Annotated in this window: 19 protein-coding genes and 2 pseudogenes; 16 read left to right on the forward strand and 5 right to left on the reverse strand. The window is 67.7% G+C overall.

The window, feature by feature from the left end; translation table 11 throughout:
* Nucleotides 1-11: 11 nt before the first annotated feature.
* Nucleotides 12-1,292, reverse strand: coding sequence for an ANTAR domain-containing protein (locus QF040_RS12620; RefSeq protein ID WP_429611302.1), 1,281 nt, complete (start codon nucleotides 1,290-1,292; stop codon nucleotides 12-14).
* A gap of 257 nt (nucleotides 1,293-1,549) precedes the next feature.
* Here QF040_RS12620 and QF040_RS12625 point away from each other — a divergent pair, with 257 nt between their 5' ends.
* Nucleotides 1,550-2,815 (forward strand): MFS transporter, encoded by a 1,266-nt coding sequence (locus QF040_RS12625; protein ID WP_429611303.1) that lies wholly within the window; start codon nucleotides 1,550-1,552, stop codon nucleotides 2,813-2,815.
* A 17-nt stretch (nucleotides 2,816-2,832) separates the two neighbouring features.
* Here QF040_RS12625 and QF040_RS12630 read toward each other — a convergent pair whose 3' ends face one another.
* On the reverse strand, nucleotides 2,833-4,539 hold the full coding sequence (locus QF040_RS12630; RefSeq protein ID WP_429611304.1) for a protein kinase domain-containing protein: 1,707 nt from the start codon (nucleotides 4,537-4,539) through the stop codon (nucleotides 2,833-2,835).
* 64 nt (nucleotides 4,540-4,603) lie between these two features.
* Between QF040_RS12630 and QF040_RS12635 the strand changes: the two are divergent.
* The 14 genes and pseudogenes from QF040_RS12635 to QF040_RS12700 form a co-directional block, all read left to right on the forward strand.
* Nucleotides 4,604-5,821, forward strand: a pseudogene (locus QF040_RS12635) (NAD(P)/FAD-dependent oxidoreductase); the annotation flags it as partial.
* A 90-nt stretch (nucleotides 5,822-5,911) separates the two neighbouring features.
* On the forward strand, nucleotides 5,912-8,716 hold the full coding sequence (locus QF040_RS12640) for a molybdopterin-dependent oxidoreductase (protein ID WP_429611305.1): 2,805 nt from the start codon (nucleotides 5,912-5,914) through the stop codon (nucleotides 8,714-8,716).
* 177 nt (nucleotides 8,717-8,893) lie between these two features.
* Nucleotides 8,894-9,799 (forward strand): DNA-binding protein YbiB, encoded by a 906-nt coding sequence (gene ybiB, locus QF040_RS12645; protein ID WP_429611306.1) that lies wholly within the window; start codon nucleotides 8,894-8,896, stop codon nucleotides 9,797-9,799.
* Complete coding sequence (gene cobA / locus QF040_RS12650) at nucleotides 9,796-10,596, forward strand: uroporphyrinogen-III C-methyltransferase (protein WP_429611307.1); 801 nt, start codon at nucleotides 9,796-9,798, stop codon at nucleotides 10,594-10,596. Before ybiB ends, cobA begins: the two co-directional genes overlap by 4 nt.
* A 98-nt stretch (nucleotides 10,597-10,694) precedes the next feature.
* Nucleotides 10,695-11,720, forward strand: a complete 1,026-nt coding sequence (locus QF040_RS12655; protein WP_307504367.1) for an ABC transporter ATP-binding protein — start codon at nucleotides 10,695-10,697, stop codon at nucleotides 11,718-11,720.
* Nucleotides 11,721-11,784: 64 nt separating this feature from the next.
* Nucleotides 11,785-13,053, forward strand: coding sequence for an ABC transporter substrate-binding protein (locus QF040_RS12660; protein ID WP_307607787.1), 1,269 nt, complete (start codon nucleotides 11,785-11,787; stop codon nucleotides 13,051-13,053).
* 16 nt (nucleotides 13,054-13,069) lie between these two features.
* Entirely contained in the window at nucleotides 13,070-13,987 is a 918-nt protein-coding gene (locus tag QF040_RS12665) for an ABC transporter permease (protein WP_307504365.1), read from the forward strand.
* A 1-nt stretch (nucleotide 13,988) separates the two neighbouring features.
* Nucleotides 13,989-14,879 carry an ABC transporter permease gene (locus QF040_RS12670; RefSeq protein ID WP_429611308.1) on the forward strand — a complete coding sequence of 297 codons (891 nt, stop codon included), beginning with the start codon at nucleotides 13,989-13,991 and terminating at the stop codon, nucleotides 14,877-14,879.
* A 65-nt stretch (nucleotides 14,880-14,944) separates the two neighbouring features.
* Nucleotides 14,945-16,069 (forward strand): sterol desaturase family protein, encoded by a 1,125-nt coding sequence (locus QF040_RS12675; protein WP_013542439.1) that lies wholly within the window; start codon nucleotides 14,945-14,947, stop codon nucleotides 16,067-16,069.
* Nucleotides 16,069-16,722: pseudogene (locus QF040_RS12680) on the forward strand (distant relative of cell wall-associated hydrolase); the annotation flags it as partial. The gene QF040_RS12675 and the pseudogene QF040_RS12680, both read left to right, overlap by 1 nt.
* Before the next feature lie 135 nt (nucleotides 16,723-16,857).
* Nucleotides 16,858-18,093, forward strand: coding sequence for an NAD(P)/FAD-dependent oxidoreductase (locus QF040_RS12685; RefSeq protein WP_429614649.1), 1,236 nt, complete (start codon nucleotides 16,858-16,860; stop codon nucleotides 18,091-18,093).
* Between the two features lie 110 nt (nucleotides 18,094-18,203).
* Nucleotides 18,204-18,416: a 30S ribosomal protein S21 gene (gene rpsU, locus QF040_RS12690; RefSeq protein ID WP_007833691.1), complete on the forward strand. Its 213-nt coding sequence runs from the start codon at nucleotides 18,204-18,206 to the stop codon at nucleotides 18,414-18,416.
* A gap of 109 nt (nucleotides 18,417-18,525) precedes the next feature.
* Nucleotides 18,526-18,975: a GatB/YqeY domain-containing protein gene (locus QF040_RS12695; RefSeq protein WP_013542442.1), complete on the forward strand. Its 450-nt coding sequence runs from the start codon at nucleotides 18,526-18,528 to the stop codon at nucleotides 18,973-18,975.
* The gene (locus tag QF040_RS12700; protein WP_429611309.1) at nucleotides 18,975-19,451 is read left to right on the forward strand and encodes an NUDIX domain-containing protein; all 477 of its coding nucleotides are present in this window, start codon (nucleotides 18,975-18,977) and stop codon (nucleotides 19,449-19,451) included. The genes QF040_RS12695 and QF040_RS12700 overlap by 1 nt, the downstream gene beginning before the upstream one ends.
* A gap of 27 nt (nucleotides 19,452-19,478) precedes the next feature.
* Here the strand turns inward: QF040_RS12700 and QF040_RS12705 are convergent, their stop codons facing one another.
* Nucleotides 19,479-20,240 (reverse strand): sulfite exporter TauE/SafE family protein, encoded by a 762-nt coding sequence (locus tag QF040_RS12705; protein WP_429611310.1) that lies wholly within the window; start codon nucleotides 20,238-20,240, stop codon nucleotides 19,479-19,481.
* 101 nt (nucleotides 20,241-20,341) lie between these two features.
* Here QF040_RS12705 and QF040_RS12710 point away from each other — a divergent pair, with 101 nt between their 5' ends.
* Complete coding sequence (locus QF040_RS12710; protein ID WP_013542445.1) at nucleotides 20,342-21,247, forward strand: LysR family transcriptional regulator; 906 nt, start codon at nucleotides 20,342-20,344, stop codon at nucleotides 21,245-21,247.
* On the opposite strand, the gene QF040_RS12715 is transcribed toward QF040_RS12710, so the two are convergent.
* Nucleotides 21,234-21,755: a hypothetical protein gene (locus QF040_RS12715; protein ID WP_429611311.1), complete on the reverse strand. Its 522-nt coding sequence runs from the start codon at nucleotides 21,753-21,755 to the stop codon at nucleotides 21,234-21,236. The genes QF040_RS12710 and QF040_RS12715 overlap by 14 nt on opposite strands.
* 19 nt (nucleotides 21,756-21,774) lie before the next feature.
* Nucleotides 21,775-23,112 carry a bile acid:sodium symporter gene (locus tag QF040_RS12720; protein WP_429611312.1) on the reverse strand — a complete coding sequence of 446 codons (1,338 nt, stop codon included), beginning with the start codon at nucleotides 23,110-23,112 and terminating at the stop codon, nucleotides 21,775-21,777.
* Nucleotides 23,113-23,126 lie beyond the last annotated feature (14 nt).

A 23,126-nucleotide genomic window follows, 5' to 3' on the forward strand; every position in this document is an offset into this window, starting at 1 on the left:
CACAACCGGCGTCAGGACATGATGACCTGCAGGCTGTGCTCGTACCAACCCGTGAGGCGCTCGAAGGTGTCGACGAGCGCTTCGCTGGAGCGAACCAGCGTGGCGCGGCCTTCGGGACTGTCCAGCGCCTGCACGCCGCCGACCAGGCGCAGCCATTCGTCGCGCGCAGTCACCAACCCGGCGCGGATCTCGGGTGAACTGAGGGGTGCGCGCTCCAGCTCCACGAGCGCGGCTTCGAACTCATTCATCGTCGGCAGCAGCCGCGCACGCGAGGCGCTTGCGGCGAGCGTAGAAGCCAGCAACGCATCCTTCGCCAGGCGCTGCGCGCGCATTCGCTGCCGTCCGCAGATGTTGACGATGCGCAGCGCCCGCCGTGCGCCCGATGCTTCCAGCGCCTCCGTCATCGCTTCTGCCGCGAGCAGCACGGCCTCGCCACGCGCATCGATCTTGGCGAGCGCCTGCGGCGTGGGCTTCACGGGCAGCGCCGTGCTCAACCCGTTCCATGCCGCCTGCACCTCGGCAAGCGCACGCAGGCCGGCAGTGCCCAGGTCGAGGGCCGACAGGTGATCCAGGTTCTGCTGCACCCGCTCGGTCGACTGCGTGCGCAGGACCCGCGCGCGCTGCACGTCGATGCCGGCGAGCAGTTGCGCCGCCACCCGCACCAGCCGCTGCGACAGCATGCGCAACTGCCCGGCGCGGTTGATCGCCTCGGCCCACTGCGCGGCCTCGATGACCGAGCGCGACACTTCGCCGAGCCGCAGGTTGGCGTGCATCGCCGCACCGCGCAGCAGGCCGAAGGCCTCGTCCTCGCCGATGCCGCGCGCGGACATCAAAAGGCCCTTGGCGCGATCGACCCACTTGCGCTCGTCCATGCGGGTGCGCAGGTTGTCGAGCTCGGTGCGCAGCGCGGTTTCGCGCGTCCATCGGGCCTGGGCGCGGGCCAGCAATGCGGGAATCGACAACGCATCGAGCGGCGCCCATGCATGCACGCCGAGCGCAACCAGCGCCTCGTGCTGTGCACCTTCCAGCGGCGCGCCGGCCACGCTCACCGCGCAGGGCGGCACGCCGTTCCAGATCTGCAACGCATTGCGCAAGGCCTGAAGCTGCGCCGCATCGGGCAGGCAGGCCAGCACCTGTTGCGGTGCAAGCGCACCGGCTTGCTGCACCAGCGTGCGGCAGGTGGCGCGCCCGATCACCGTGGCGCCGGCATCCGCGAGGCCCTGGCGCAGCGGCTCCGGCAAGGGCGCGGAGGCCTCGAATTCATTGGGCAGGACGAGAAGAAGGGAAGTCATGGCGGGGTGTCGGAAGGCACGGCAAGCATAGGCCACGCCTGCGGAATTTCGCGGGCACGCCTCTTGCAACGAAGGGGATGCGGTGTAACGAAGCACCGCTTTGGTGAGGCTGCAGGCTCCTGCAACCCGTCCGGCCACGCACAGGCCGGACACACCCCCACGCCGACAGCGTCCGCTGCCGGCACCCCGACCCCAACCCTGTCCGTCGACACGACCCTTCCAAGGTCGCGCCGCGGCTTTTTGCACCTTTGAACACCATGTCCGGTTTCAGGAATTTCTTGCAGTCAGGCCACAGTCCCACGCTGTTCGCGGCGTTCCTGTACTTCTCGTTCTCCTGCTGCATCTGGGTGCTCAACGGCGCCATGGCGCCCTTCATCGGCGAGAGCTTCGACCTCTCGCCCGCGCAGAAGGGCCTGATGCTGTCGGTGCCGATCATCGCGGGCGCGCTCATGCGCTTTCCGCTGGGCATCCTCTCGCAGTACATCGGCCGCAAGAAGGCCACGCTGGTCGAGATGGGCCTTATCGCCGTGGCGATGCTGTTCGGCTTCTTCTTCGTCAAGAGCTTCAACGACCTGCTCGCCATGGGCGTGCTGCTGGGCATCGCCGGCGCGAGCTTCGGCGTGGCGCTGTCGCTGGGCTCGGGCTGGTTCCCGCCACAGCACAAGGGCCTCGCGATGGGGCTCGTGGGCGCGGGCAACGTGGGCACGGCGGTGTCGGTGCTGGTGGCGCCGCCGCTCGCGCTGTGGCTGGGCTGGCAGGCGGTGTACGGCGTGGCCGCGGTCGCGATCCTGATCCCGATGGTCGTCATGGTGATCTTCGCCAAGGAGCCACCCGACGTCGACAGCCATGCGAGCTTCCGCGAACACATCGCCTGCCTCTTCGAGAAGGACGGCTGGGTCTTCAGCCTGATCTACGGCGTGACCTTCGGCGGCTTCATCGGCCTCACCACCTTCCTGCCCTCGTACTACTACGACCAGTTCGGCGTGAGCAAGGTGCAGGCGGGCCAGCTCACGATGCTTGCAGCCTTCATGGGCGCGGCGGTGCGCATCGTGGGCGGCTGGCTCTCCGACCGCTGGGGTGGCGTGAACACGCTCACCGTGGTGCTGCTGGTGGTGGCCGTGGGTCTCGTGCTCGTCGGCTTTTCCGCAGGCTCGCTGGCGCTCACCACGCTGCTGCTGATCGTGTGCTTCGCCGCGCTGGGCGCAGGCAACGGCGCGCTGTTCCAACTGGTGCCGCTGCGCTGGCCGCTGAGCACCGCGGTGGCCGGCTCGATGATCGGTGAGATCGGCGCCCTCGGCGGCGGCCTCGTGCCCAACGCGATGGGCCTGTCGAAGCAGTACCTGGGCAGCTACACCTGGGGCTTCGTCTTCTTCGGTGCCCTCTCGCTGGCGATGCTGGGCGTGATGCGCGTCATGCAGATCCGCTGGACACGCACCTGGGCCGAAAAGGGTGGCCGTGCGCGCACTTCACCGGCTCCCGCTTCCACGAGCTATACGGCTCCACGAAAGGCCGCCCGGCCATGAGCCTCTTCCGTTCGTCCTCAGCGTGGCAGGAACAACAGCCACACCACGAGCAGTGCGTTGAACAGCAACGACACGCCGAGGGCGATCTTGTAGAGCATGACCGGATCGCGTCGCGAGAGCGGCGTGGCCATGGGCGCGCCGACGGGGCGCGAGGCGCCGCGCTCCAGCGCGAGCAGCATCTCCTCGGCGGTCTCGAAGCGCTCCCTCGGGTCGCGGGCGACGGCCTTGCGCACGAGATGGTCGAGCCACACCGGCACATCGGGCCGCAGCCGCGAGAGCGCGACCGGATCGCGCCGGTAGCGCGCCACCTGGTAGGGCTCGATCTCGCCGTAGGGCAGGTGCCCGCCGAGCCATTGATACAGCGTGGCGCCGAGCGCGAACAGGTCGCTGCCCGCATCCGCAACGCCGCCCTCCTCCCACTGCTCGGGATTGATGTAGCTCGGCGTGCCCGCATGCAATTCGCGCTGCGCCGCGCCTTCACGGCCGGAGAGCGCCACGCCCAGGTCGAGGATGCGCCAGCGCCCGTCATCGCCCAGGTGCAGGTTGCCGGGCTTGATGTCCCGGTGCACCACGCCGTGGCGATGCAGCCGGCCGAGCGCCTTGGTCACCTCGATGGCCGCGGCGACCACTTCGGCCACCGCGCCGCGCGCGCCGGACTTGCGCATCTGCTCCAGCGTGCGGCCGCCGTGCCAGTCGAACACGATGTAGAGCGCGCTTGCGTTCTCGGCGCGTTCGTGCACACGAACGAAACCGCCGCCCTCGCCGACCCGCTGGCCCAGCCAGGCTTCGTGCGCGAGCATCGCGCGCTCCTGCGGGTCGCTGGCACGCGAGGGATGCAGTGTCTTGAGCGCGACCAGCTCGCGCGTGGCCGGATGGCGCGCCTGGTACAGCAGATGAACGCCGGTGTCGGCCACCAGGCCGGTGACGACGTAGCCGTCGAGCACGTCGCCCACCTTCAGCAGCGGCGGCGGCGCGAGCCGGCGGCCGTCGCCCAGTTCGTCGTCGAGCTGCCGCGCATCGAGGCCGACGACGCGAATCACCAGCGCGGTCGCGTTGTCGCGCGTGCCGGCGTCGAGCGCCGCATGCACCAGCGCCTCGCTCGCCGCTTCGGCATCGCCCTGCAGCGCGAGCGCAGCCACCTGCTGCGGCTCGAGCGCGCCGTGCACGCCGTCGGAGGTCAGCACGAAGCAGTCGCCCACGCGAACGTCGCCCTGCGCGTAGTCGACGCGCACCTGGTCGTCCAGGCCGATGGCGCGCGTGAGACGGCTGCGCATGTCTGGATGCTCGAAGGCATGGTCCGCCGTGAGCGGCACGGCCGCTTCGCCATCGTCGCGCACGCGCCAGGCGCGCGTGTCGCCCACGTGGGCCAGTGTGTAGCTCTGGCCGTGCAGCACCAATGCGGTGAGCGTGGTGAGCGCGGTCGCGCTGCCCGCACGGCGTCGGTTGTGGTCGGCGAGCCAGGCGTTCTGCGCGCCGATCAGGCGGTCGAGCGCGGCGGTTGGCTCCCAGGTGTCAGGCGTGGCGAAGTAGTCGGCCAGGAGGCCCATCACCGTGGTCTGCGCCGCCTCCAGGCCGCGCCCGCCGGTGGACACGCCATCGGCAATCGCCGCGATGAGCCCACGCGCCTCGTCGCCGCGCGGCGCATGCACGGCACCGGCGAAGTCTTCGTTCACCTCGCGGGGTCCGCGAAGGCTGCTGTAGCCGATGTCCACTTCAAAGCTCATGGCGCGATTCTCCACGCGCGCCGCGGGCCTTCATTCGCTTGATTTCGAGGAAAGGTCCAGCCCCATGAAGAAAAAAATGAAACTCGTGATGGTCGGCAACGGCATGGCCGGCGTGCGCACGCTCGAGGAGCTGCTGAAGATCGCGCCCGACCTCTACGACATCACCGTCTTCGGCGCCGAGCCGCACCCGAACTACAACCGCATCATGCTGTCGCCGGTGCTCGCGGGAGAGCAGACGGTCGACGAGATCGTGCTCAACAGCTGGGAGTGGTACAGCGACAACCACATCACGCTGCACGCCGGCAAGAAGGTGGTCGAGGTCGACCGCGTCAAGCGCATCGTGCGCGCCGAGGATGGCACCGAGGCACCTTACGACCGCCTGCTGATGTGCACCGGCTCCAACCCCTTCATGCTGCCCGTGCCCGGCAAGGACCTGAAGGGCGTGATCGCCTACCGCGACATCGCCGACACCGACTGCATGATCGAGACCGCCCGCACGCACAAGAACGCGGTGGTCATCGGCGGCGGCCTGCTCGGCCTGGAAGCGGCCAACGGCCTGATGCTGCGCGGCATGAACGTGACCGTGGTGCACGTCATGCCCTGGCTCATGGAGCGCCAGCTGGACGACGTCGCGGGCAAGCTGCTGCAGAAGTCGCTCGAAGACCGGGGCCTCAAGTTCATGATGGGTGCGCAGACGCAGGACATGGTCGGTGGCGAGGACGGCCGCGTGAAGAGCATCCGCTTCAAGGACGGCACGGAAGTCGCGGCCGACCTCGTGGTCATGGCCGTCGGCATCCGCCCCAACGTGGAGCTGGCCGAAAAGATGCGCCTGCATTGCAACCGCGGCATCGTGGTCACCGACACCATGCAGACCGTGACCGATGCGCGCATCTATTCGGTGGGCGAATGCGCGGCGCACCGCGGCATCGCCTACGGGCTGGTGGCGCCGCTGTTCGAACAAGCCAAGGTGGCTGCCAACCACCTCGCGCAGTTCGGCATCGGCCGCTACCTGGGTTCGCTCACCTCCACCAAGCTCAAGGTGACGGGCATCGACCTCTTCAGCGCCGGCGAATTCATGGGCGGCGAAGGCACCGAGGAGATCGTGATGAGCGACCCCTTCGGCGGCGTCTACAAGAAGCTGGTGCTCAAGGACGACAAGCTCGTGGGCGCCTGCCTGTACGGCGACACCGGGGACGGCAGCTGGTACTTCAAGCTGCTGCGCGAAGGCCTCAGCGTGCAGGAGATCCGCGACAGGCTGATGTTCGGTGAATCGAGCATCGGTCTCAAGGAAGACTAGGGTGAGGGCAGCAGCGTGCACATCGCCAACGCCGTTGACGCTCACCTCCTCCACCCACCGGAAGGAGAGGGCGTGATGCGGGAAACAAGATCCACCTGTCCCTATTGCGGCGTCGGCTGCGGCGTGATCATCGAATCCGACGGCGCGCAGATCACCGGCGTGCGCGGCGATCCCGACCACCCTGCCAATTTCGGGCGCCTCTGCACCAAGGGCTCGACGCTGCACCTGACGGCCACGGCGCCTGTCACGCGGCAGGCGCGGCTGCTGCAGCCGCTGCAGCGCCTTGTGCGCGGCGAAGCGCCCACGGCCGTGTCGTGGGACACGGCGCTCGACAACGCGGCGGGCAAGTTCGCACAGGTCATCCAGGACCACGGCCCCGATGCGGTCGGTTTCTACATCTCGGGCCAGTTGCTGACCGAGGACTATTACGTCTTCAACAAGCTCGCCAAGGGCCTGGTCGGCACCAACAATGTCGACACGAATTCGCGCCTGTGCATGAGCAGTGCGGTCGCGGGCTACAAGCAGACGCTGGGCGCCGATGCGCCGCCCGCCTGCTACGACGACCTGAAGCATGCCGACTGCCTCTTCATCGTGGGCAGCAACACGGCATGGGCGCACCCGATTCTTTTCCGCCGCATCGAGGATGCGAAGGCGGCGAACCCGGCGCTGAAGATCATCGTGGCCGATCCGCGCCGCACCGACACGGTCGAGATCGCCGACCTGTTCCTGCCGATCCAGCCCGGCACCGACGTGATGCTGTTCCACGGCATGCTGCACCTGATGCTGTGGGAAGGCTGGACCGACGCGAAGTACATCGCCGAGCACACCAACGGCTTCGACGCGCTGAAGGCCACGGTGCGCGAGTGCACGCCGGACAAGGTGGCGCAGGTCTGCGGCATCCCGAAGGACGATCTGCTCCAGGCCGCGCGGCTCTTCGCCACCTCGCCCGCGACGCTGAGCCTGTATTGCCAGGGCCTGAACCAGTCTTCCAGCGGCACCGCGAAGAACGCGGCGCTCATCAACCTGCACCTGGCCACCGGTCAGATCGGCAAGCCGGGCGCCGGCCCGTTCTCGCTCACCGGCCAGCCCAATGCGATGGGCGGGCGCGAAGTGGGCGGCCTCGCCAACCTGCTGAGCGCGCACCGCGATCTGGCCAACCCCGAACATCGCGCCGAAGTGGCTGCGCTCTGGGGCGTGCCGTCGGTGCCGGAGAAGCCGGGCAGGACCGCGATCGAGATGTTCCAAGCCGCCGCCGACGGCGAGATCCGCGCGCTCTGGATCGCCTGTACCAACCCCGCGCAGTCGATGCCCGACCAGGCGACGGTGCGGCGCGCGCTGGAGCGCGCCGAGTTCGTGGTGGTGCAGGAGGCCTTCTCCACCACCGCCACCTGCGCCTTCGCCGACCTGCTGCTGCCCGCCACCACCTGGGGCGAGAAGGACGGCAGCGTGACCAACAGCGAGCGCCGCATCTCGCGCGTGCGCCCCGCCATCGCCGCACCGGGCGAGACGCGGCACGACTGGTCGATTGCCACCGACTTCGCACGCCGGCTCGAACAGCGGCTCGGCCGCGCGGGCACGCTATTTCCGTACGACACCGCCGAATCGGTCTGGAACGAGCATCGCGAAACCACGCGCGGGCGCGACCTGGACATCACCGGCCTGAGCTACGCGATGCTCGACGACCTCGGCCCGCAGCAATGGCCGCTGAAGGAAGGCGAAAGCAGCGGCCGGGTGCGCCTGTACGAGGACGGCGTGTTCCCCACGCCCGATGGCCGCGCCCGTTTTGTCGACACGCCCTACAAACCCGTGGCCGAGGCCCGCGAGGCGCGCTATCCCTTCTCGCTCAACACCGGGCGCCTGCGCGACCAGTGGCACGGCATGAGCCGCACCGGCACTGTCGGCCGCCTGTTCGGCCATGTCGCCGAGCCCTTGGTGCAGATGAACCCGCAGGACATGGCGCGCCGCCAGATCGGCGAAGGCGACCTCGTGCACCTGACGTCGAAGCGTGGCTCGATCCTGCTGCCTGCGCGCGGCAGCGCCGAGATCGGCCTGAGCCAGGCCTTCGTCGCGATGCACTGGGGCGAGGAGTACCTGAGCGGCTGCTCGTCGACCGGCACGCGGCTGGCCGGCATCAACGCGCTCACCACGCCGGCCTACTGCCCGACTTCGAAACAGCCCGAGCTCAAGCACACGGCGGTGAAGATCCTCAAAGCCGAGTTGCCGTGGTCGCTGCTCACGATGGCGTGGCTCCCGACCGACGAGGTGCTGGCAGTGCACCGTGCGCTGCAGCCGCTGATGGCGATGTTTCCATTCGCGACCTGCGTGCCGTTCTCGGGCAGCACCAAGGACGCGGCGGGTGCGGAACGCAGCGGCCTCCTGTTCCGCGCAGCCGCGCACGATGCGCCGGCCGATGCGCTGCTGGAACAGATCGAAGCCCTGCTCGGCCTGCAAAGCGCCGACACCCTGCGCTACGCCGACCGCCGCCGCGGCCAGCGCCGTTCGGTGCGGCTGGTGCGCCGCGCCGACCAGAGCGCCGGCCTCGAAGCCTTTTTGCTCGCGGGCGACACCAGCGCCGAAGCCTGGATCGCCACGCTGCTGAGGGAAGAACTGCCGGCGCAGAGCTACGGCCGCCTGCTGCTTTCGCCCGGCGCCCGTGCGCCGCTGGCGGTGCAGTCGCGCGGAAAGCCGGTCTGCACCTGCTTCAACGTGACCGACGTGGCGATCCAGACCGAGCTCGGCCGCTGCGGCGGCACGCCCGGCGAGCGATTGGCCGCTCTGCAAGGAACGCTGAAATGCGGCACGAACTGCGGCTCGTGCATTCCGGAGCTCAAACGCATGGTGCGGATGGTGCCGTCCGAAGCCGTGGCGGAGACCCCATGAGCTGCGTGTCTTGCTCCCTCCCCTCCCGGGGGAGGGCCGGGGTGGGGGCAGGCGGCGTACCTATGGAGCGCTCTGCCCGCCCCCATCCCAACCTTCCCCCAGAGGGGGAAGGGGTAAAACCAGTGCATAAGCCGACTCGCATTCCGGCATAAGCGTTGCAGGACAATCCGCCTACCCATGGGAATCAGCCAATACATCAAGGAAATCGGCCGCGGCGCGCGAGGCGCCAAGCCGCTCACGCGCGAACAGGCCACAGACCTGTTCGGCCAGGTGCTGGACGGCACCGTCACCGACCTCGAAATCGGCGGCTTCTGCCTCGCGATGCGCATCAAGGGCGAGACGCCCGAGGAGATGGCCGGTTTTCTCGATGCCACGCATGCGCGGCTGCAGCACATTCCCGCCGGCGACCGTGCGCTCATCGTGCTGCCCAGCTACAACGGCGCGCGCAAGCTCCCGGTGCTCACCCCGCTGCTCGCGCTGCTGCTGGCCCGCGAAGGCCTGCCGGTGCTGGTGCACGGCAGCGCCACCGAGACGGCACGCGTGCTCGCCTCCAACGTGCTCGCCGCGCTCGATGTACCGCCCATGACCGCCATCGGCCCCATCGCCAACGGCACCGTGGGCTTCGCCGCGACCGAGCTGCTGAACCCCACGCTCAAGCGCCTGCTCGACGTGCGCCGCGTCGTCGGCCTGCGCAACCCTGGCCACAGCGTGGTCAAGCTGATGCAGCCCACCGCCGGCCCGGCCGTGGTGGTCGCCAGCTACACGCACCCCGAATACGCCCGCGTCATGGCCGAGACCTTCGAGCTGATGGGCACCACCGCCCTGCTCTCGCGCGGCCTCGAAGGCGAGGTGGTCTCCGACCCGCGCCGCACCGCGCAGATCGACGGCTTCCTCTGCGGTGTGCGCACCGAGCTGCAGGCGCAGGTCAGCGGCACCGCGACCGAGGTGCCCGGGCTTCCGAAGGAAATCGACGTCGCCACCACGGCCGACTACACACGGCGCGTATTGAACGGCGAGCATCCTGTGCCTGAAGCCATCGCCGCACAGGTCGGGCACATCAAGCAACTGGCATCCCACGCATGAACAACGCATCCACCCTCATCACCGGCCGCTGCACGCTGGTGGGCGCCGGCCCTGGCGACCCGGAACTTCTGACCATCAAGGCCGTGAAGGCGATCCAGGCCGCCACGGTGCTGCTGGTCGACGACCTCGTGAGCGACGAAATCCTGGCCTACGCCCGCCCCGGCGCGCGCATCGTGCACGTGGGCAAACGCGGCGGCTGCAAGAGCACGCCGCAAGCGTTCATCGAGCGGCTCATGATCACCGCGGTGCGCGAAGGCGAAACCGTGGTGCGGCTGAAGGGCGGCGACCCGTTCATCTTCGGCCGCGGCGGCGAAGAGGTGGAGCACCTGCGCGAAGCCGGCATCGAATGCGCGGTGGTCAACGGCATCACCGCCGGCCTTGCGGCCGTGACCTCGCTGGGCGTGCCGCTCACCCACCGCGACCACGCGCAGGGCGTCGTGTTCGTCACCGGCCACGCCAAGACCGGCGCGGGCGCGCAGGATGACCCGACCGACTGGCGCGCACTCGCCGCGATGGCGCACAACGCGCGCCTCACGCTGGTGATCTACATGGGCGTATCGGGCGCGGCGCGCATCGAACGCGAATTGCTGCAGGGCCTGCCGGGGGACACGCCCGTTGCCGTTGTCCAGCACGCAAGCCTGCCGCACCAGCGCCACATCGCGACCACGCTCGACGGACTGCAGGCACGCATCGCCGAAGCGGGGCTCGCGAGCCCCGCGGTGATCGTGGTGGGCGACGTGCTGCGCGGGCTGGCTGCCGCTGCGCTGCCGGCGGGTGCGGACCGCTTCGGCACCTAGCTTTCGAAAGCCCAGTGGCGGCCGGGCGCCGCCGATCACGTGGCATGGAGCGTGCTTAGACCGTGCATGCCCGTCACCCGCCCGTTTTCCGCCCGGCAATGAACGCCGTCGCCCCGCTCCCGCCCGCCGCGGTCGAGATCGTTGCGCTCAGCAAGCGCTACGCCCCCGGCACGCCAGCCGCCGTCGACGCCATCGATCTGCGCATCGCCAGCGGCAGTTATTGCTGCCTGCTGGGGCCCTCGGGCTGCGGCAAGAGCACCACGCTGCGCATGATCGCGGGCCACGAGTCGGTCACCAGCGGCGACATCCTCTTGGACAACCGCAACATCACCAACCTGCCCGCCGCCGCGCGCGGCACGGCGATGATGTTCCAGAGCTTCGCGCTGTTCCCGCACCTCTCGGCCACCGACAACGTGGCTTTCAGCCTCAAGATGAAAGGCGTCGGCAAGGCCGAGCGCCAGAAGCGTGCGCGCGACCTCCTGGCGCGCGTCGCGATGGGTCACTTGGCCGAGCGCAAGCCCGGCGAACTCTCCGGTGGACAGCAGCAGCGCGTGGCGCTGGCCCGCGCGCTCATCACCGAGCCGCGCGTGCTGCTGCTCGATGAGCCGCTGTCGGCACTCGATCCGTTCCTGCGCATCCAGATGCGCGCCGAGCTGCGACGCTGGCAAAAGGAGCTGGGCTTGACCTTCGTGCATGTGACGCACTCGCAGGAAGAAGCCATGGCGCTGGCCGACACGATGGTGGTGATGAACCACGGCGTGATCGAGCAGGTCGGCTCGCCGCACGAGATCTACAACCACCCCGCCAACGAATTCGTGGCGCGCTTCATGGGCGGCCACAACGTGATCGACACGCCCGCCGGGCCGATTGCCGTGCGCAACGATCACATGCGGATCGCAACGACATCGGACGGCGGCGGCCTTGCCGCGGCGATCACCGATGTCGAGTACCAGGGCACCTACGTGCTGCTCGGCCTGGCGCTGGAAGCCGCCGCGCCGGAGCGCCGGAACGTGTCGGTGCTGCTGGGCGAAGCCGCTTTTCTCGCGAGCCCCTATGCGCAGGGCGAGACGGTTCGCCTGTCATGGGCCGAAGCCGATGCGCGCTCGCTCGCCGTGGCGCCGTAGTCCTCTTTTCTCCTTTTCTCCCCTCTCTCGTTCGCCTCTTTTTTCTTCCACGGAGACTTTGCCAATGACCGAACCCATCGACTCGTCCGCCGGCGTCAAGCGCCGCACCCTGCTGCAGGGCACCGCCGGCATCCTGGCCACGGGCATCGCGCCCTTCGTGCACGCACAGGAAAAGATCGTGCTGCGCTACCTGGGCACCGCGGTGAACCAGGACAAGGCGATCGCCGAGAAGTTCAAGGCCGACACCGGCATCGAGATCCAGTACGTGGCCGTGACCACCGACGACGTGACCAAACGCGCGGTGACCGCACCCAACAGCTTCGACCTGATCGACACCGAGTTCTTCTCGCTCAAGAAGATCGTGCCCACCGGCAACCTGAAAGGCATCGACACCAAGCGCGTGAAGAACGCCGCCAAGATCACCTCGCTCTTCACGAAGGGCGAAGTGGGCGGCAAGAAGGTCGGCGACCAGGGCACGGCGCCCATCAAGGTGATCTACCTCGAAGGCGAGAAGAGCAAGGCGTTCGCCAAGTCGCCGACGCAGTTCATGTCGCTGATTCCGACCACCTACAACGCCGACACGCTGGGCATTCGCCCCGACCTCATCAAGCGCCCGATCGGCTCCTGGGCCGAGTTGCTGAACCCCGAGTTCAAGGGCAAGGCGGCGATCCTGAACATCCCATCGATCGGCATCATGGACGCCGCGATGGTGGTGGAGGCCAAGGGCATCCACAAGTACGCCGACAAGGGCAACATGACCAAGGCCGAGATCGACCTCACGATCAAGACCCTGATCGAAGCCAAGAAGGCCGGCCAGTTCCGCGCGTTGTGGAAGGACTTCAACGAGTCGGTCAACCTCATGGCCTCGGGCGAAGTGGTGATCCAGTCGATGTGGTCGCCGGCCGTCACCGCGGTGCGCGGCAAGGGCATCGACTGCACGTTCCAGCCCCTGAAGGAAGGCTATCGCGCCTGGGCCTCGGGCTTCGGCCTGCCGGCCACGCTCTCGGGCAAGAAGCTCGATGGCGCCTACGAATTCATCAACTGGTTCCTCGACGGCTGGGCCGGCGCCTACCTCAACCGCCAGGGCTACTACAGCGCCGTGCTGGACACCGCCAAGACCAAGATGGAAGCCTACGAATGGGCCTACTGGATGGAAGGCAAGCCCGCCGCACAGGACATCAAGAGCCCGCAGGGCGACGTGATCGCCAAGGCCGGCGCGGTGCGCGACGGCGGCAGCTACGAGCAGCGCATGGGCGGCATTGCCTGCTGGAACGCGGTGATGGACGAGAACGAATACATGGTCCGCAAGTGGAACGAGTTCGTCGCGGCCTGACTTCCTTTTCGATTCCGTGAGCGCTCCCGCCACCCGCGCATCCGCCGCCGCCAACCCGCTCCACACCGTGAAGGCGTGGTGGCAGGCGGCGCCGTTCGCGCTGGTGTTTCTCCTGTTCTTCCTGATTCCACTGGCGCTGGTCGCGATGGTCAGCCTGTGGAATTTCAACGAGTACGAGCTGATCCCCGCGATCACCCTGCGCAACTACCTGAGCCTGTTCGAGGGGTGCTCGCACCTCACCGACAACGGCGACCTGTGCGTCACGCTCAACACGTACCTCAGCACCTTCAAGTTCTGCCTGCTGGTGTGGGGCATCACGCTGCTCATCGGTTTTTCGGTCGCCTACTTCCTGGCGTTCCATGTGCGCTCGTCGACCATGCAGACGGTGCTGTTCGTGCTGTGCACCGTGCCCTTCTGGACATCGAACGTGATCCGCATGATCTCGTGGGTGCCGCTGCTGGGGCGGAACGGCCTGGTCAACCAGGCGCTGATGGGCACGGGCCTCGTGAACCAGCCGGTCGAGTGGCTGCTGTTCTCCGATTTCTCGGTGGTGCTGGCCTTCGTGCACCTCTACACGATGTTCATGATCGTGCCGATCTTCAACAGCATGATGCGCATCGACCGCTCGCTGCTCGAAGCGGCGAACGATGCGGGCGCCTCGGGCTGGCAGACACTCTGGAACGTGGTGGTGCCGCTGTCGCGCACCGGCATCCTGATCGGCTCGATCTTCGTCATCACCATCGTGATGGGCGACTTCGTGACCATCGGCGTGATGGGCGGCCAGCAGATCGCCTCCATCGGCAAGATCATCCAGGTGCAGACCTCGTACCTGCAGTTTCCGCTGGCCGCGGCCAACGCGATGATTTTGCTGGCCGTGGTGCTGATGATCATCTGGGGCCTGACCCGGCTGGTCGATATCCGCAAGGAGCTCTGACATGCAGACACCGATCGGCGCCCAGCGTGCCCCCGGCTTCTGGCCCCTTGCGATCGTGTTCGCCTTGTTCGTGCTGTTCCTCTACGGCCCGATGATCACGATCGTCGTGCTGAGCTTCCAGGGTCCCGAAGGCGGCCTGACCTTTCCGCTGCGCGGCGTCTCGCTGCATTGGTTCTACAAGTTGGCCGAGGGCCTGGGCACCGTCGACATCGGCGCAGCCTTCAGGCGCTCGCTGGCGCTGGGCGCGGTAGTGATGGCCTTCACCGTGGTGCTGTCGGTGCTGGCCGGGCTCGCATTCCGCAAGAAGCTCAAGGGCGGCAATGCGCTGTTCTTCGTCACGGTCGCGAGCCTGATCATGCCGTCGATCATCATTTCGCTCGGCATCGGGCTGCAGTTCCGGCTGCTCGATACCGGCATCAAGGGTGTGCTCACGGCGATGGACGCCACCACGCTGCTCGAAGGCTATGGCACCGCGCTCGGCCTCTTCAGCTCCGCCCTCGGCGCACACCTGACGTGGACCCTGCCGTTCGGCCTGCTCATCATGTTCGCGGTGTTCAACCGCTTCAACCCGGCGTATGAAGAAGCCGCGCGCGACCTCGGCGCCACACCCTGGCAGACCTTCCGCTTCGTGGTGCTGCCGCTGATCGGCCCCTCGATCGTGGGCATCGGCATGTTCGGCTTCACGCTCTCGTGGGACGAGATCGCCCGCACCTCGCAGGCCATCGGCGACGTCAACACGCTGCCGCTCGAATTGCAGGGGCTGACCTCGACCGTCACCACGCCGTCGATCTATGCGCTGGGAACGGTGACCACGGTCGTTTCGCTGCTGGTCATGGCAATCGCGCTGGGTGCTGCGGCATTGTTGCGGCGGCGGGCCGTTCGGCCTATGTGAGATTCATCCTACGCCGCCTAAAATCGCGCTCCAACAAAGCACAAGCGATAGAGAGAGAGGCGGACATGCTCGACAAACTGAACGACTTCACGGCGAGCCACGGCGAGTTGCAGCGCGGCCGCGGCCTCGTCACCGGAACCATTGCCCTGAGCCTGGCCATCCTGTGCTTCCTCGGGGTGCTGGCCTTCCACTTCCCGCAGTACCTCACGACGCCCGAGCTGCGCAAGAGCTACAACGTCGATGTGATGCGCTACATCCTGCTCGTGGCCCTGGTGGTCTCGGGCGGGCTCTCGCTGGTCAACATCATCTTCAACCGCTCGCGCTGGCTCTCGTCGGCCGCGTTCCTGCTGGTGGTGGCCTCGGCGCTGCTCGGCGGGCACAAGGTGCCGGTGCACGACTTCGCGGACAACACGCCGTACATCGGCCTGGATTGGTTCATCCTCGATCTGCTGGGCTCGTCGCTGATCTTCATCTTCATCGAGAAGCTGTTTGCGCTGCGGAAAGACCAGCCGGTGTTCCGCGAAGAGTGGCAGACCGACTTTCATCACTTCGTGGTGAACCACATGATCGTGGGCTTCGTGCTCTTGGCCACCAACCTCATGGTGCACAAGCTCTTCGGCTGGGCTGCCAACGACGGCATCCGCGGCTGGGTGGGGAACCTGCCGTTCTGGGCGGGCATCCTGCTGATCATTCTGGTGGCCGACCTCGTGCAGTACTGGACGCACCGCGCCTACCACGAGGTGCCTGTGCTCTGGCGCCTGCACGCGGTGCACCACAGCGTCAAAAGCATGGACTGGATGGCCGGCTCGCGCCAGCACATCCTGGAGCTGCTGATCACGCGCACGCTGGTGCTCGCGCCGATCTACGTGCTGGGCTTCAGCAAGGAAGTGATCGACGCCTACATCGTGGTGGTCGGCTTCCAGGCGGTGTTCAACCACTGCAATGTGAGCGTGCGGCTCGGCCCGCTGCGCTACATCATCGTGACGCCCAACTTCCACCACTGGCACCACAGCCAGGACATCGAGGCGCTCGACAAGAACTATTCGGCGCACTACGCCTTCCTCGACTACATCTTCGGCACCGCAGTGAAGAGCACCAAGCTCTGGCCCGAGAAGTACGGCGTGCTGGGCGACTACGTGCCCAACGGCTTCTTCAAGCAGTTGAAGTTTCCGTTCGTCTGGAAGGGATGATGCGGGCCGCTCTTCGCGCCGCCGCAGTCGTGGCCGCGGCGGGTGCCGCGCTGCAGCTCGCGGCCTGCGCCACCCGGGTCGACCTGCCCTCCAAGGACTCGGGCCTGCGCCTCAGGGTACAGAGCTCGGTCATCGCGCCGGGCAACGGCGGCGAGCTCATCACGGCCAGCGCGCTGGAGCCCGGCGACATCCTGCTGAGCTCGATTGCCACGGTCAATTCGTTCGGCATCCGGCTGGGCACTTTCTCGCCGGTGAGCCATGCGCTGCTGTACCTGGGCGACGGGCTGATCGCCGAAGCCGTGGGCACCGGCGTGCGCGCACGGCCGCTGGCCGACGTGGTCGCCGAAGAACAGATGGTGGTGGCCTTTCGCGTGCCCGGCCTCGACGACGCGGGCGTCGCGAAGCTGCGCACCTGGGCCAACTCGCAGGTGGGCACGCGCTACAACACCACCGGCGTGCTGCTGAACGCGCCGTTCGTGCTGAACCGGCGCCTCTGCGAGCTGCCGTTGATTCCGTCTTCAGTGAGCAATTTCTGCATCAGCGGCATGGCCATGGTGCAGTTGGGCGCGAGCCGCGACGACCAGTTCTTCTGCTCGCAGTTCGTGCTCGAGGCCTACCGCCAGGCGGGCCTGCCGATCACCGCGGCCGATCCGCGCTGGGTGAGCCCGGCCGACCTGCTGCACATGCGCGAGGGCGACGTGCCCCTCCATCGCCGCGACGCAGCCGCTGCGCTACATCGGGCACCTGAAATACAACGCGCCGCCGATCCTGGCGGCCGATGGGCCGTCTTGAGCACTGCCACTTTCCAGTTCGATGTCGTCGTGGTCGGCGCCGGTGCGGCCGGGCTGTTCTGCGCCGGGGTGGCAGGCCAGCGCGGACTCAAGGTGCTGCTGGTCGATCACAGCGAGAAGGTCGGCGAGAAGATCCGCATCTCGGGCGGTGGGCGGGCCAACTTCACCAATCGCGACCTCGACGTGCGGGCGCCACAGCGCCACTTCATCGGCGACAACCCGAATTTCTGCCGCTCGGCGTTGTCGCGCTATGCGCCGCAGCAGTTCATCGACCTGGTGCAGAAGCACGGCATCGCCTTTCACGAGAAGCACAAGGGGCAGCTTTTTTGCGACGACTCCTCGCAGCAGATCGTGGACATGCTGCTGGCCGAATGCGAAGCCGGCGGGGTGACGCGGTGGCAGCCTTGCAAGCTGGGGGCCATTGCTTTTTCTCCGACAACCGCCGACGCAACGGGAGCCGGAAGCTATCGAATTGATAGCGATCGCGGCGTGATCGAGACACCAAAGCTGGTGATTGCGACCGGCGGCCTGTCGATCCCCCAGATCGGCGCCAGCGACTTCGGCTACCGCATCGCCGAGCAGTTCGGCTTGCGCGTGGTCACGCCCCGTCCGGCCCTCGTGCCGCTGACTTTCGGCGGCGAAGGCTGGGCGCCGTACGCCGAACTGGCCGGGCTGGCGCTGCCGGTGCGGATCGAGACCGGGGCGAAGAAGGAAAAGATGGCCTTTCTCGAAGACCTGCTGTTCACCCACCGCGGCCTGTCCGGCCCGGCGGTGCTGCAGATTTCGAGCTACTGGAAGCCGGGCGCCCCGCTCACCATCGACTTCGCGCCCGGCACGGACGTGGCCGAGGCGCTGGGCGAAGCCAAGCTGCGCTCGAAGAAGCGCATCGCCAACGAGTTAGCGACGCTGGTGCCCTCTCGCCTCGCCGACGCCTGGGTCGGGCAGGACCCGGCCCTGCAGCGGCCCGTCAACGAGGCGGCCGACAAGGCGCTGGCGGCGCTTTCCGAGCGCATCGCCCGCTGGCAAATCACGCCGAGCGGCACCGAGGGCTACAAGAAGGCCGAAGTCACGGCCGGCGGCGTCGACACACGCGATTTGTCGTCCCAGACGATGGAATCGAAGCAGCTGGGGCTTTATTTCATCGGCGAAGTGGTCGATGTGACGGGTTGGTTGGGCGGATACAACTTCCAATGGGCCTGGGCGAGCGCTCATGCGTGCGCAACCGCGCTATAATCGCGGGCTAACTTTTGGCCTTCCCTCAACGGCCACCAAAGATTTCAGTTGAGGAACCCCGGCTTTGGGCCTCGATCTCCCCGAGCCAACTTCAGTTCAACGATTCATCAATGACCACCATCCGCGTTAAAGAAAACGAGCCCTTCGACGTCGCTCTGCGTCGCTTCAAGCGCACCATCGAAAAGCTCGGCCTGCTGACCGACCTGCGCGCCCGCGAGTTCTACGAAAAGCCGACCGCCGAGCGCAAGCGCAAGAAGGCAGCCGCCGTCAAGCGCCACTACAAGCGCGTGCGCAGCATGCAGCTGCCCAAGAAGCTGTACTAAGCAACACCTGCGGGCAGCCGGCCCTCGACGAAAGTCACTGCCCGCGCCCCGTTGCCTCAGCCGCGCCAGGGAAACCTGCCGCGGCTTTTGTTTTTTCCGAAAGGCTGACATGACACTCAAAGAACAAATCACCGAAGACATGAAGACGGCGATGCGCGCCAAGGATTCCGAGCGCCTGGCCACCATCCGCCTGCTGCTCGCCGCCATGAAGCAAAAGGAAGTTGACGAGCGCGTGGAGCTGGACGACGCCATGGTCGTGGCCATCGTCGACAAGATGGTCAAGCAGCGCAAGGACTCCATCGCCGCGTTCACCACCGGTGGCCGCCCCGACCTCGCCGACAAGGAAGCCGCCGAGATCAAGGTGATCGAGGGCTACCTGCCCCAGCGCATGAGCGCCGAGGAAACCACCGCCGCCGTCAAAGCCATCGTGGCCGAGCTGGGCGCCAGCGGCCCCGGCGACATGGGCAAGGTGATGGGCGTCGTCAAGACCCGCCTGGCCGGCAAGGCCGACATGGGCCAGGTCAGCGCAGCGGTCAAGGCCGCACTGACGGGCGCCTGATGAGCGACAGCGGCGCGAGCCCCTCCGATCCGATCCTCAAGGCCTGCGCCTGCCTGGTCGACGCACGGGGCCGGCTGCTGGTGTTCCGCCACCCCGGGGATGGCAACACGCAACTGCCCAAGGGCACGATCGAGCCCGGCGAATCGCCCGAAATGGCGGTGCGGCGCGAACTGCTCGAGGAATCGGGCATCGACTTCACGGGCGCGCTGCAGCCGCTCGGCACGCTGGACCGCGAATGCGAGGCTGGCGTCGAGGGCAACACGCACCGCCATCCGCAGCTCTGGCATCTGTTCCTGATGCGCGCCGAGGCACCGTTGCCCGAGACCTTCGAGCACATGGCCACGGGCAGCCCCGAAGAAGAGGGCCTGGTGTTTTCGTTCCGTTGGCTCGACGCCGACGACGCGCTCGACGACTTCGCCCTGCCCTACCGCCAGACCATCGAGCGCGTGCGCGCCGCCCTGCTGCCCGTCGCCTGATTGATTGGTTGATTGATCGGTCGCCGGTCAGGCGATAGCCCGGACCGTCATGTACCCGCCCAGCAGCGCCAGCCCGATCAGGAAGCAGCGCTTGAACACCGCCACCGGCAGCTTCTGCCGCAGCCACGTCCCGATGACCATGCCGCCGATCGCCGGCACCAGCATCGCGACCGAACTGCCCACCGCCGCCATCGGATAGCCCCCGTTTCCCGCCAGCCCGATGCCCAGCACGATGGTCGAGGTGGTGAACGAAATCCCCATCGCCTGGATGAGCGAATCGCGCTGGAAGCCCAGCGCCTGCAGATAGGGCACGGCCGGCACCGCGAACACGCCGGTCACCGCCGTCACCAACCCCGTCGCAACACCCACCAGCGGCCCCAGCCACCATTCATGCGCAGGGGGCGCGTGCAGCTGCCGCCCGGTAAGTCCCCAGAGCGCATAGGCCACCAGCGCCACGCCGAGCGCCACCGAAGCCCATGCGCCCCCCGGCGCGCCGAGCCACAGCGCCCCACCCAGCGTGCCCACCACGATCCCCGCCTGCATCCCGCCGATGCGCCGCAGCACCGCCCCGAAGCTCGCGCGCGGCCCGGTCTGCCAGATGTTGGTGACGAGCGAGGGCACGATCAGCAGGGCCGCGGCGCGCACCGGCGCCATCCAGAGTGCGAGCAGCGCCATCGACACCGTCGGCAGCCCGAGCCCGATCACGCCCTTGATCACCCCGGCCAGAAGAAATACGGCAGCCGCCGCGGCCCAGTGGCCCGCCGTCAGTTCATTGGAAAAGATCGTCATTGCCGCCGAGTCTGCAGACCCGGCGCACGACTGAAAATGTGGCATTCGCGCACCCAGCCTCAGGCACAGGCTGAGGCTCCCGTGCTACCTTGCGGCCCACCATGCGATTCGATCTCACCGACCTGCGGCTCTTCATCCACGTCGTCGAAGCCGGCAGCCTCACGGCCGGCGCCGAGCGCTCGCACATGACGCTCGCCTCGGCCAGCCAGCGCGTGCGCGGCATGGAAGACGCGCTCGGCAGCCCCTTGCTCACCCGGCACGCGCAAGGCGTGCGCCCCACCGAGGCCGGCCGTACGCTGCTGCACCATGCGCGCGTCGTGCTGCAGCAGATGGAGCGGCTGCGCGGCGAGCTTGGCGAATACGGCCAGGGTTTGAAGGGCCACGTGCGCTTCATGTGCGGCACCTCGGCGCTCACCGAGCATCTGCCCGAGGTGCTCAGCCGCTTTCTCGCGCAGCACCCGCGCATCTCGGTCGATCTTGAAGAACGTCCGAGCCCCGACACCGTCGATGCGCTGCGCGCGGGCCTCTGCGACATCGGCATCGTCTCGGATGCGATCGACTCAGAGGGCCTCGAATGCCATCCCTTCCGCCGTGACGACCTCGTGCTCGTCATGCCGCGCGGCCATGCGCTGGCCGGGCGCCGGCGCGTGAAGCTGGCCGAAGTGGTCGACAACGAGTTCGTCGGCCTGCCCGCGGACACCGCGCTGCAGCAACTGCTGACCGGCCACGTCCGCGCCTTGGGCAAGCACCTGGCCTACCGCGTGCGCGTGCGCAACTTCGAAGCGGTGTGCCGCATGGTCGAGTACGGCATTGGCGTGGGCATCGTGCCGCAGACCGCTGCCGAGCGCTGCGCCCGCTCGATGAAGATCGCGCGCGCCTCGCTCGCCGACGCCTGGGCCGAGCGCACGCTGATGGCCTGCGTGCGCTCGTCGGAAGACTTGCCGATCAACGCCCGGCGCATGCTCGAGCATCTGATCGCACCGGTGGAAGAAATCAGGAAGAAGTGACCGGCCGCCCCTGCCGCGCACGCGCCGCCACGAAGGCGTCGAAGGCTTCGCTGCTGGTCTTGCTCGGCACGTAGCCGAAGCGCTCCTTCAGCGCGGTGTTGAGCAGCACCGGCCGGTAGCGCAGGAAGTCCAGCTGCTCCGGGCCGTATCGGCTCACGCCCAATGCAGAGCCGACCGCGAGCGCCGCCTTGAGCATACCGGCCGGCCAATCGGTCGCCTGCTTGCCGAGGCGCGATGCGATCTCGTGGATGGTGAGCGCGCCGTCGCCCGCGAGGTTGTAGCAACCGGGCGGCGCCTCGCCGAGCGCATGCGCGATGGCGCCCGTCACGTCCTCGTCCCACACGAACACGAACGGGCTCGCGCTGCCGCGGATGGCGATCAGCCGCTTCTTCTCGAACAGCGCGGTGATCTGGTTGTCGACCCGCTCGCCAAGGATGGTGCCGATGCGCAGCACCGTCTGCGCGAGCGCAGGATGCGCGGCGCGATAGTCCGCGAGCATCTCTTCCACCTGCCGCTTGTGGTCGGCGTTATGCGAACACCGGGTTGCCTCGCAGCGGCTGCGCTTCGGTGATCCACGCCGGGTTGTCCGCGTGATAGCCATAGGCCGCGCCGCTGGACGACACCACGATGTGCCGCACGCCCTGCGCCACGCAGGCCTCGAGCACATTGCGCGTGCCGCCCACATCGACCGAGTGCTCGAAGGCGCGGTTCGAGTCCTTGCCCGGCGTGACGATGGAGGCCAGGTGCACGACGGTTTCGATGGCGTGCGCTGCAAGCGTGTCGCCGATGGCCGCATCCCGCACATCCTGCTGGCGATAGACCACGCCCGGCAACTGCCGCTCCGCAGGCACCTCACGCACATCGAGCGCCACCAGAACATCAAGCGATTTCCCCGCCAGCGCAGCCAGCACGCCGCGCCCCAGGAATCCATCGCCACCCGTCACGAGCACACGGCGCGCGCTCACGGCGTCGCGGGCTTGCGCCCCCACCAGCTCGCCAGCGCAAGGCCCGCGATGATGTCCCAGAAGCCCCCACACGCCGGCCACTACCGCCATGCCGCCCAGCCCGCCGAAGAAGCTGAAGATCAGCACCAGTCCGAGCCCTGCGTTGCGGATGCCCACCTCGATCGACACCGCGCGCCGGTCGTAGTCGCCCAGCCCCGAGAGCCGCGCGCACAGGTAGCCGGTGCCGAACGCCAGCGCGTCGTGGATGACCACCGCCATCAGCACCAGCCCGACATAGTCGAGAAAGTAGCGCCAGTTGCCCGCGATGGCACCGACGATGAACGCGATCAGCGCGAGAAAACTCAGGATGCGCGCCGGCTTCTTGATGCGCGCCGTGAACCTCGGCAACTGGTGCGCGCAGGCCACGCCCAGCACGAACGGAATGCCGATGATCATCACGATGTGGCCCAGCATGTCCATCGGGTCGAGCGCAATCGTCTTGAGCAGCGCCGACGCCGTCGGATGCAGCCCGCCCCAGAACGCGAAGTTCAGCGGCATGACGACGATCGAAAGCGCATTCGAGATCGCCGTCATCGACACCGACAGCGCCACGTTGCCACCCGCACGGTGCGTGAGGATCTGCGAGATGTTCCCCGGCGGACAGCAGGCCACCAGGATCATTCCGAGCGCGATGCTCGGCCCCGGCTTCAGGATGAGCGTGAGCGCGAAGGTCACGGCCGGCAGGACGACGAACTGCGCGCCGATGCCCACCGCCATCGCGCCGGGCATGCGCGCCACGCGCTTGAAGTCGTCGATGCGCGTGTCCAGCGCAATGCCGAACATCAAAAAGCCCAGCACCACGTTGAGCAGCACCAGCGAGGCCGGATTGAAGTGCAGGCGGATTTCGTCGACGGGCAGCATGGATGTGAAAGCCT

The organism is Variovorax sp. W2I14 (genome assembly GCF_050435205.1).
Classification (GTDB): domain Bacteria; phylum Pseudomonadota; class Gammaproteobacteria; order Burkholderiales; family Burkholderiaceae_C; genus Variovorax; species Variovorax paradoxus_C.

What these genes read in the sequence shown, in the direction of transcription:
- QF040_RS12620 (WP_429611302.1), bottom strand. Translation starts at nt 1,292, where the DNA reads ATGACTTCCCTTCTTCTCGTCCTGCCCAATGAATTCGAGGCCTCCGCG.
- QF040_RS12625 (WP_429611303.1), top strand. Translation starts at nt 1,550, where the DNA reads ATGTCCGGTTTCAGGAATTTCTTGCAGTCAGGCCACAGTCCCACGCTG.
- QF040_RS12630 (WP_429611304.1), bottom strand. Translation starts at nt 4,539, where the DNA reads ATGAGCTTTGAAGTGGACATCGGCTACAGCAGCCTTCGCGGACCCCGC.
- QF040_RS12640 (WP_429611305.1), top strand. Translation starts at nt 5,912, where the DNA reads ATGCGGGAAACAAGATCCACCTGTCCCTATTGCGGCGTCGGCTGCGGC.
- ybiB (WP_429611306.1), top strand. Translation starts at nt 8,894, where the DNA reads ATGGGAATCAGCCAATACATCAAGGAAATCGGCCGCGGCGCGCGAGGC.
- cobA (WP_429611307.1), top strand. Translation starts at nt 9,796, where the DNA reads ATGAACAACGCATCCACCCTCATCACCGGCCGCTGCACGCTGGTGGGC.
- QF040_RS12655 (WP_307504367.1), top strand. Translation starts at nt 10,695, where the DNA reads ATGAACGCCGTCGCCCCGCTCCCGCCCGCCGCGGTCGAGATCGTTGCG.
- QF040_RS12660 (WP_307607787.1), top strand. Translation starts at nt 11,785, where the DNA reads ATGACCGAACCCATCGACTCGTCCGCCGGCGTCAAGCGCCGCACCCTG.
- QF040_RS12670 (WP_429611308.1), top strand. Translation starts at nt 13,989, where the DNA reads ATGCAGACACCGATCGGCGCCCAGCGTGCCCCCGGCTTCTGGCCCCTT.
- QF040_RS12675 (WP_013542439.1), top strand. Translation starts at nt 14,945, where the DNA reads ATGCTCGACAAACTGAACGACTTCACGGCGAGCCACGGCGAGTTGCAG.
- rpsU (WP_007833691.1), top strand. Translation starts at nt 18,204, where the DNA reads ATGACCACCATCCGCGTTAAAGAAAACGAGCCCTTCGACGTCGCTCTG.
- QF040_RS12695 (WP_013542442.1), top strand. Translation starts at nt 18,526, where the DNA reads ATGACACTCAAAGAACAAATCACCGAAGACATGAAGACGGCGATGCGC.
- QF040_RS12700 (WP_429611309.1), top strand. Translation starts at nt 18,975, where the DNA reads ATGAGCGACAGCGGCGCGAGCCCCTCCGATCCGATCCTCAAGGCCTGC.
- QF040_RS12705 (WP_429611310.1), bottom strand. Translation starts at nt 20,240, where the DNA reads ATGACGATCTTTTCCAATGAACTGACGGCGGGCCACTGGGCCGCGGCG.
- QF040_RS12710 (WP_013542445.1), top strand. Translation starts at nt 20,342, where the DNA reads ATGCGATTCGATCTCACCGACCTGCGGCTCTTCATCCACGTCGTCGAA.
- QF040_RS12720 (WP_429611312.1), bottom strand. Translation starts at nt 23,112, where the DNA reads ATGCTGCCCGTCGACGAAATCCGCCTGCACTTCAATCCGGCCTCGCTG.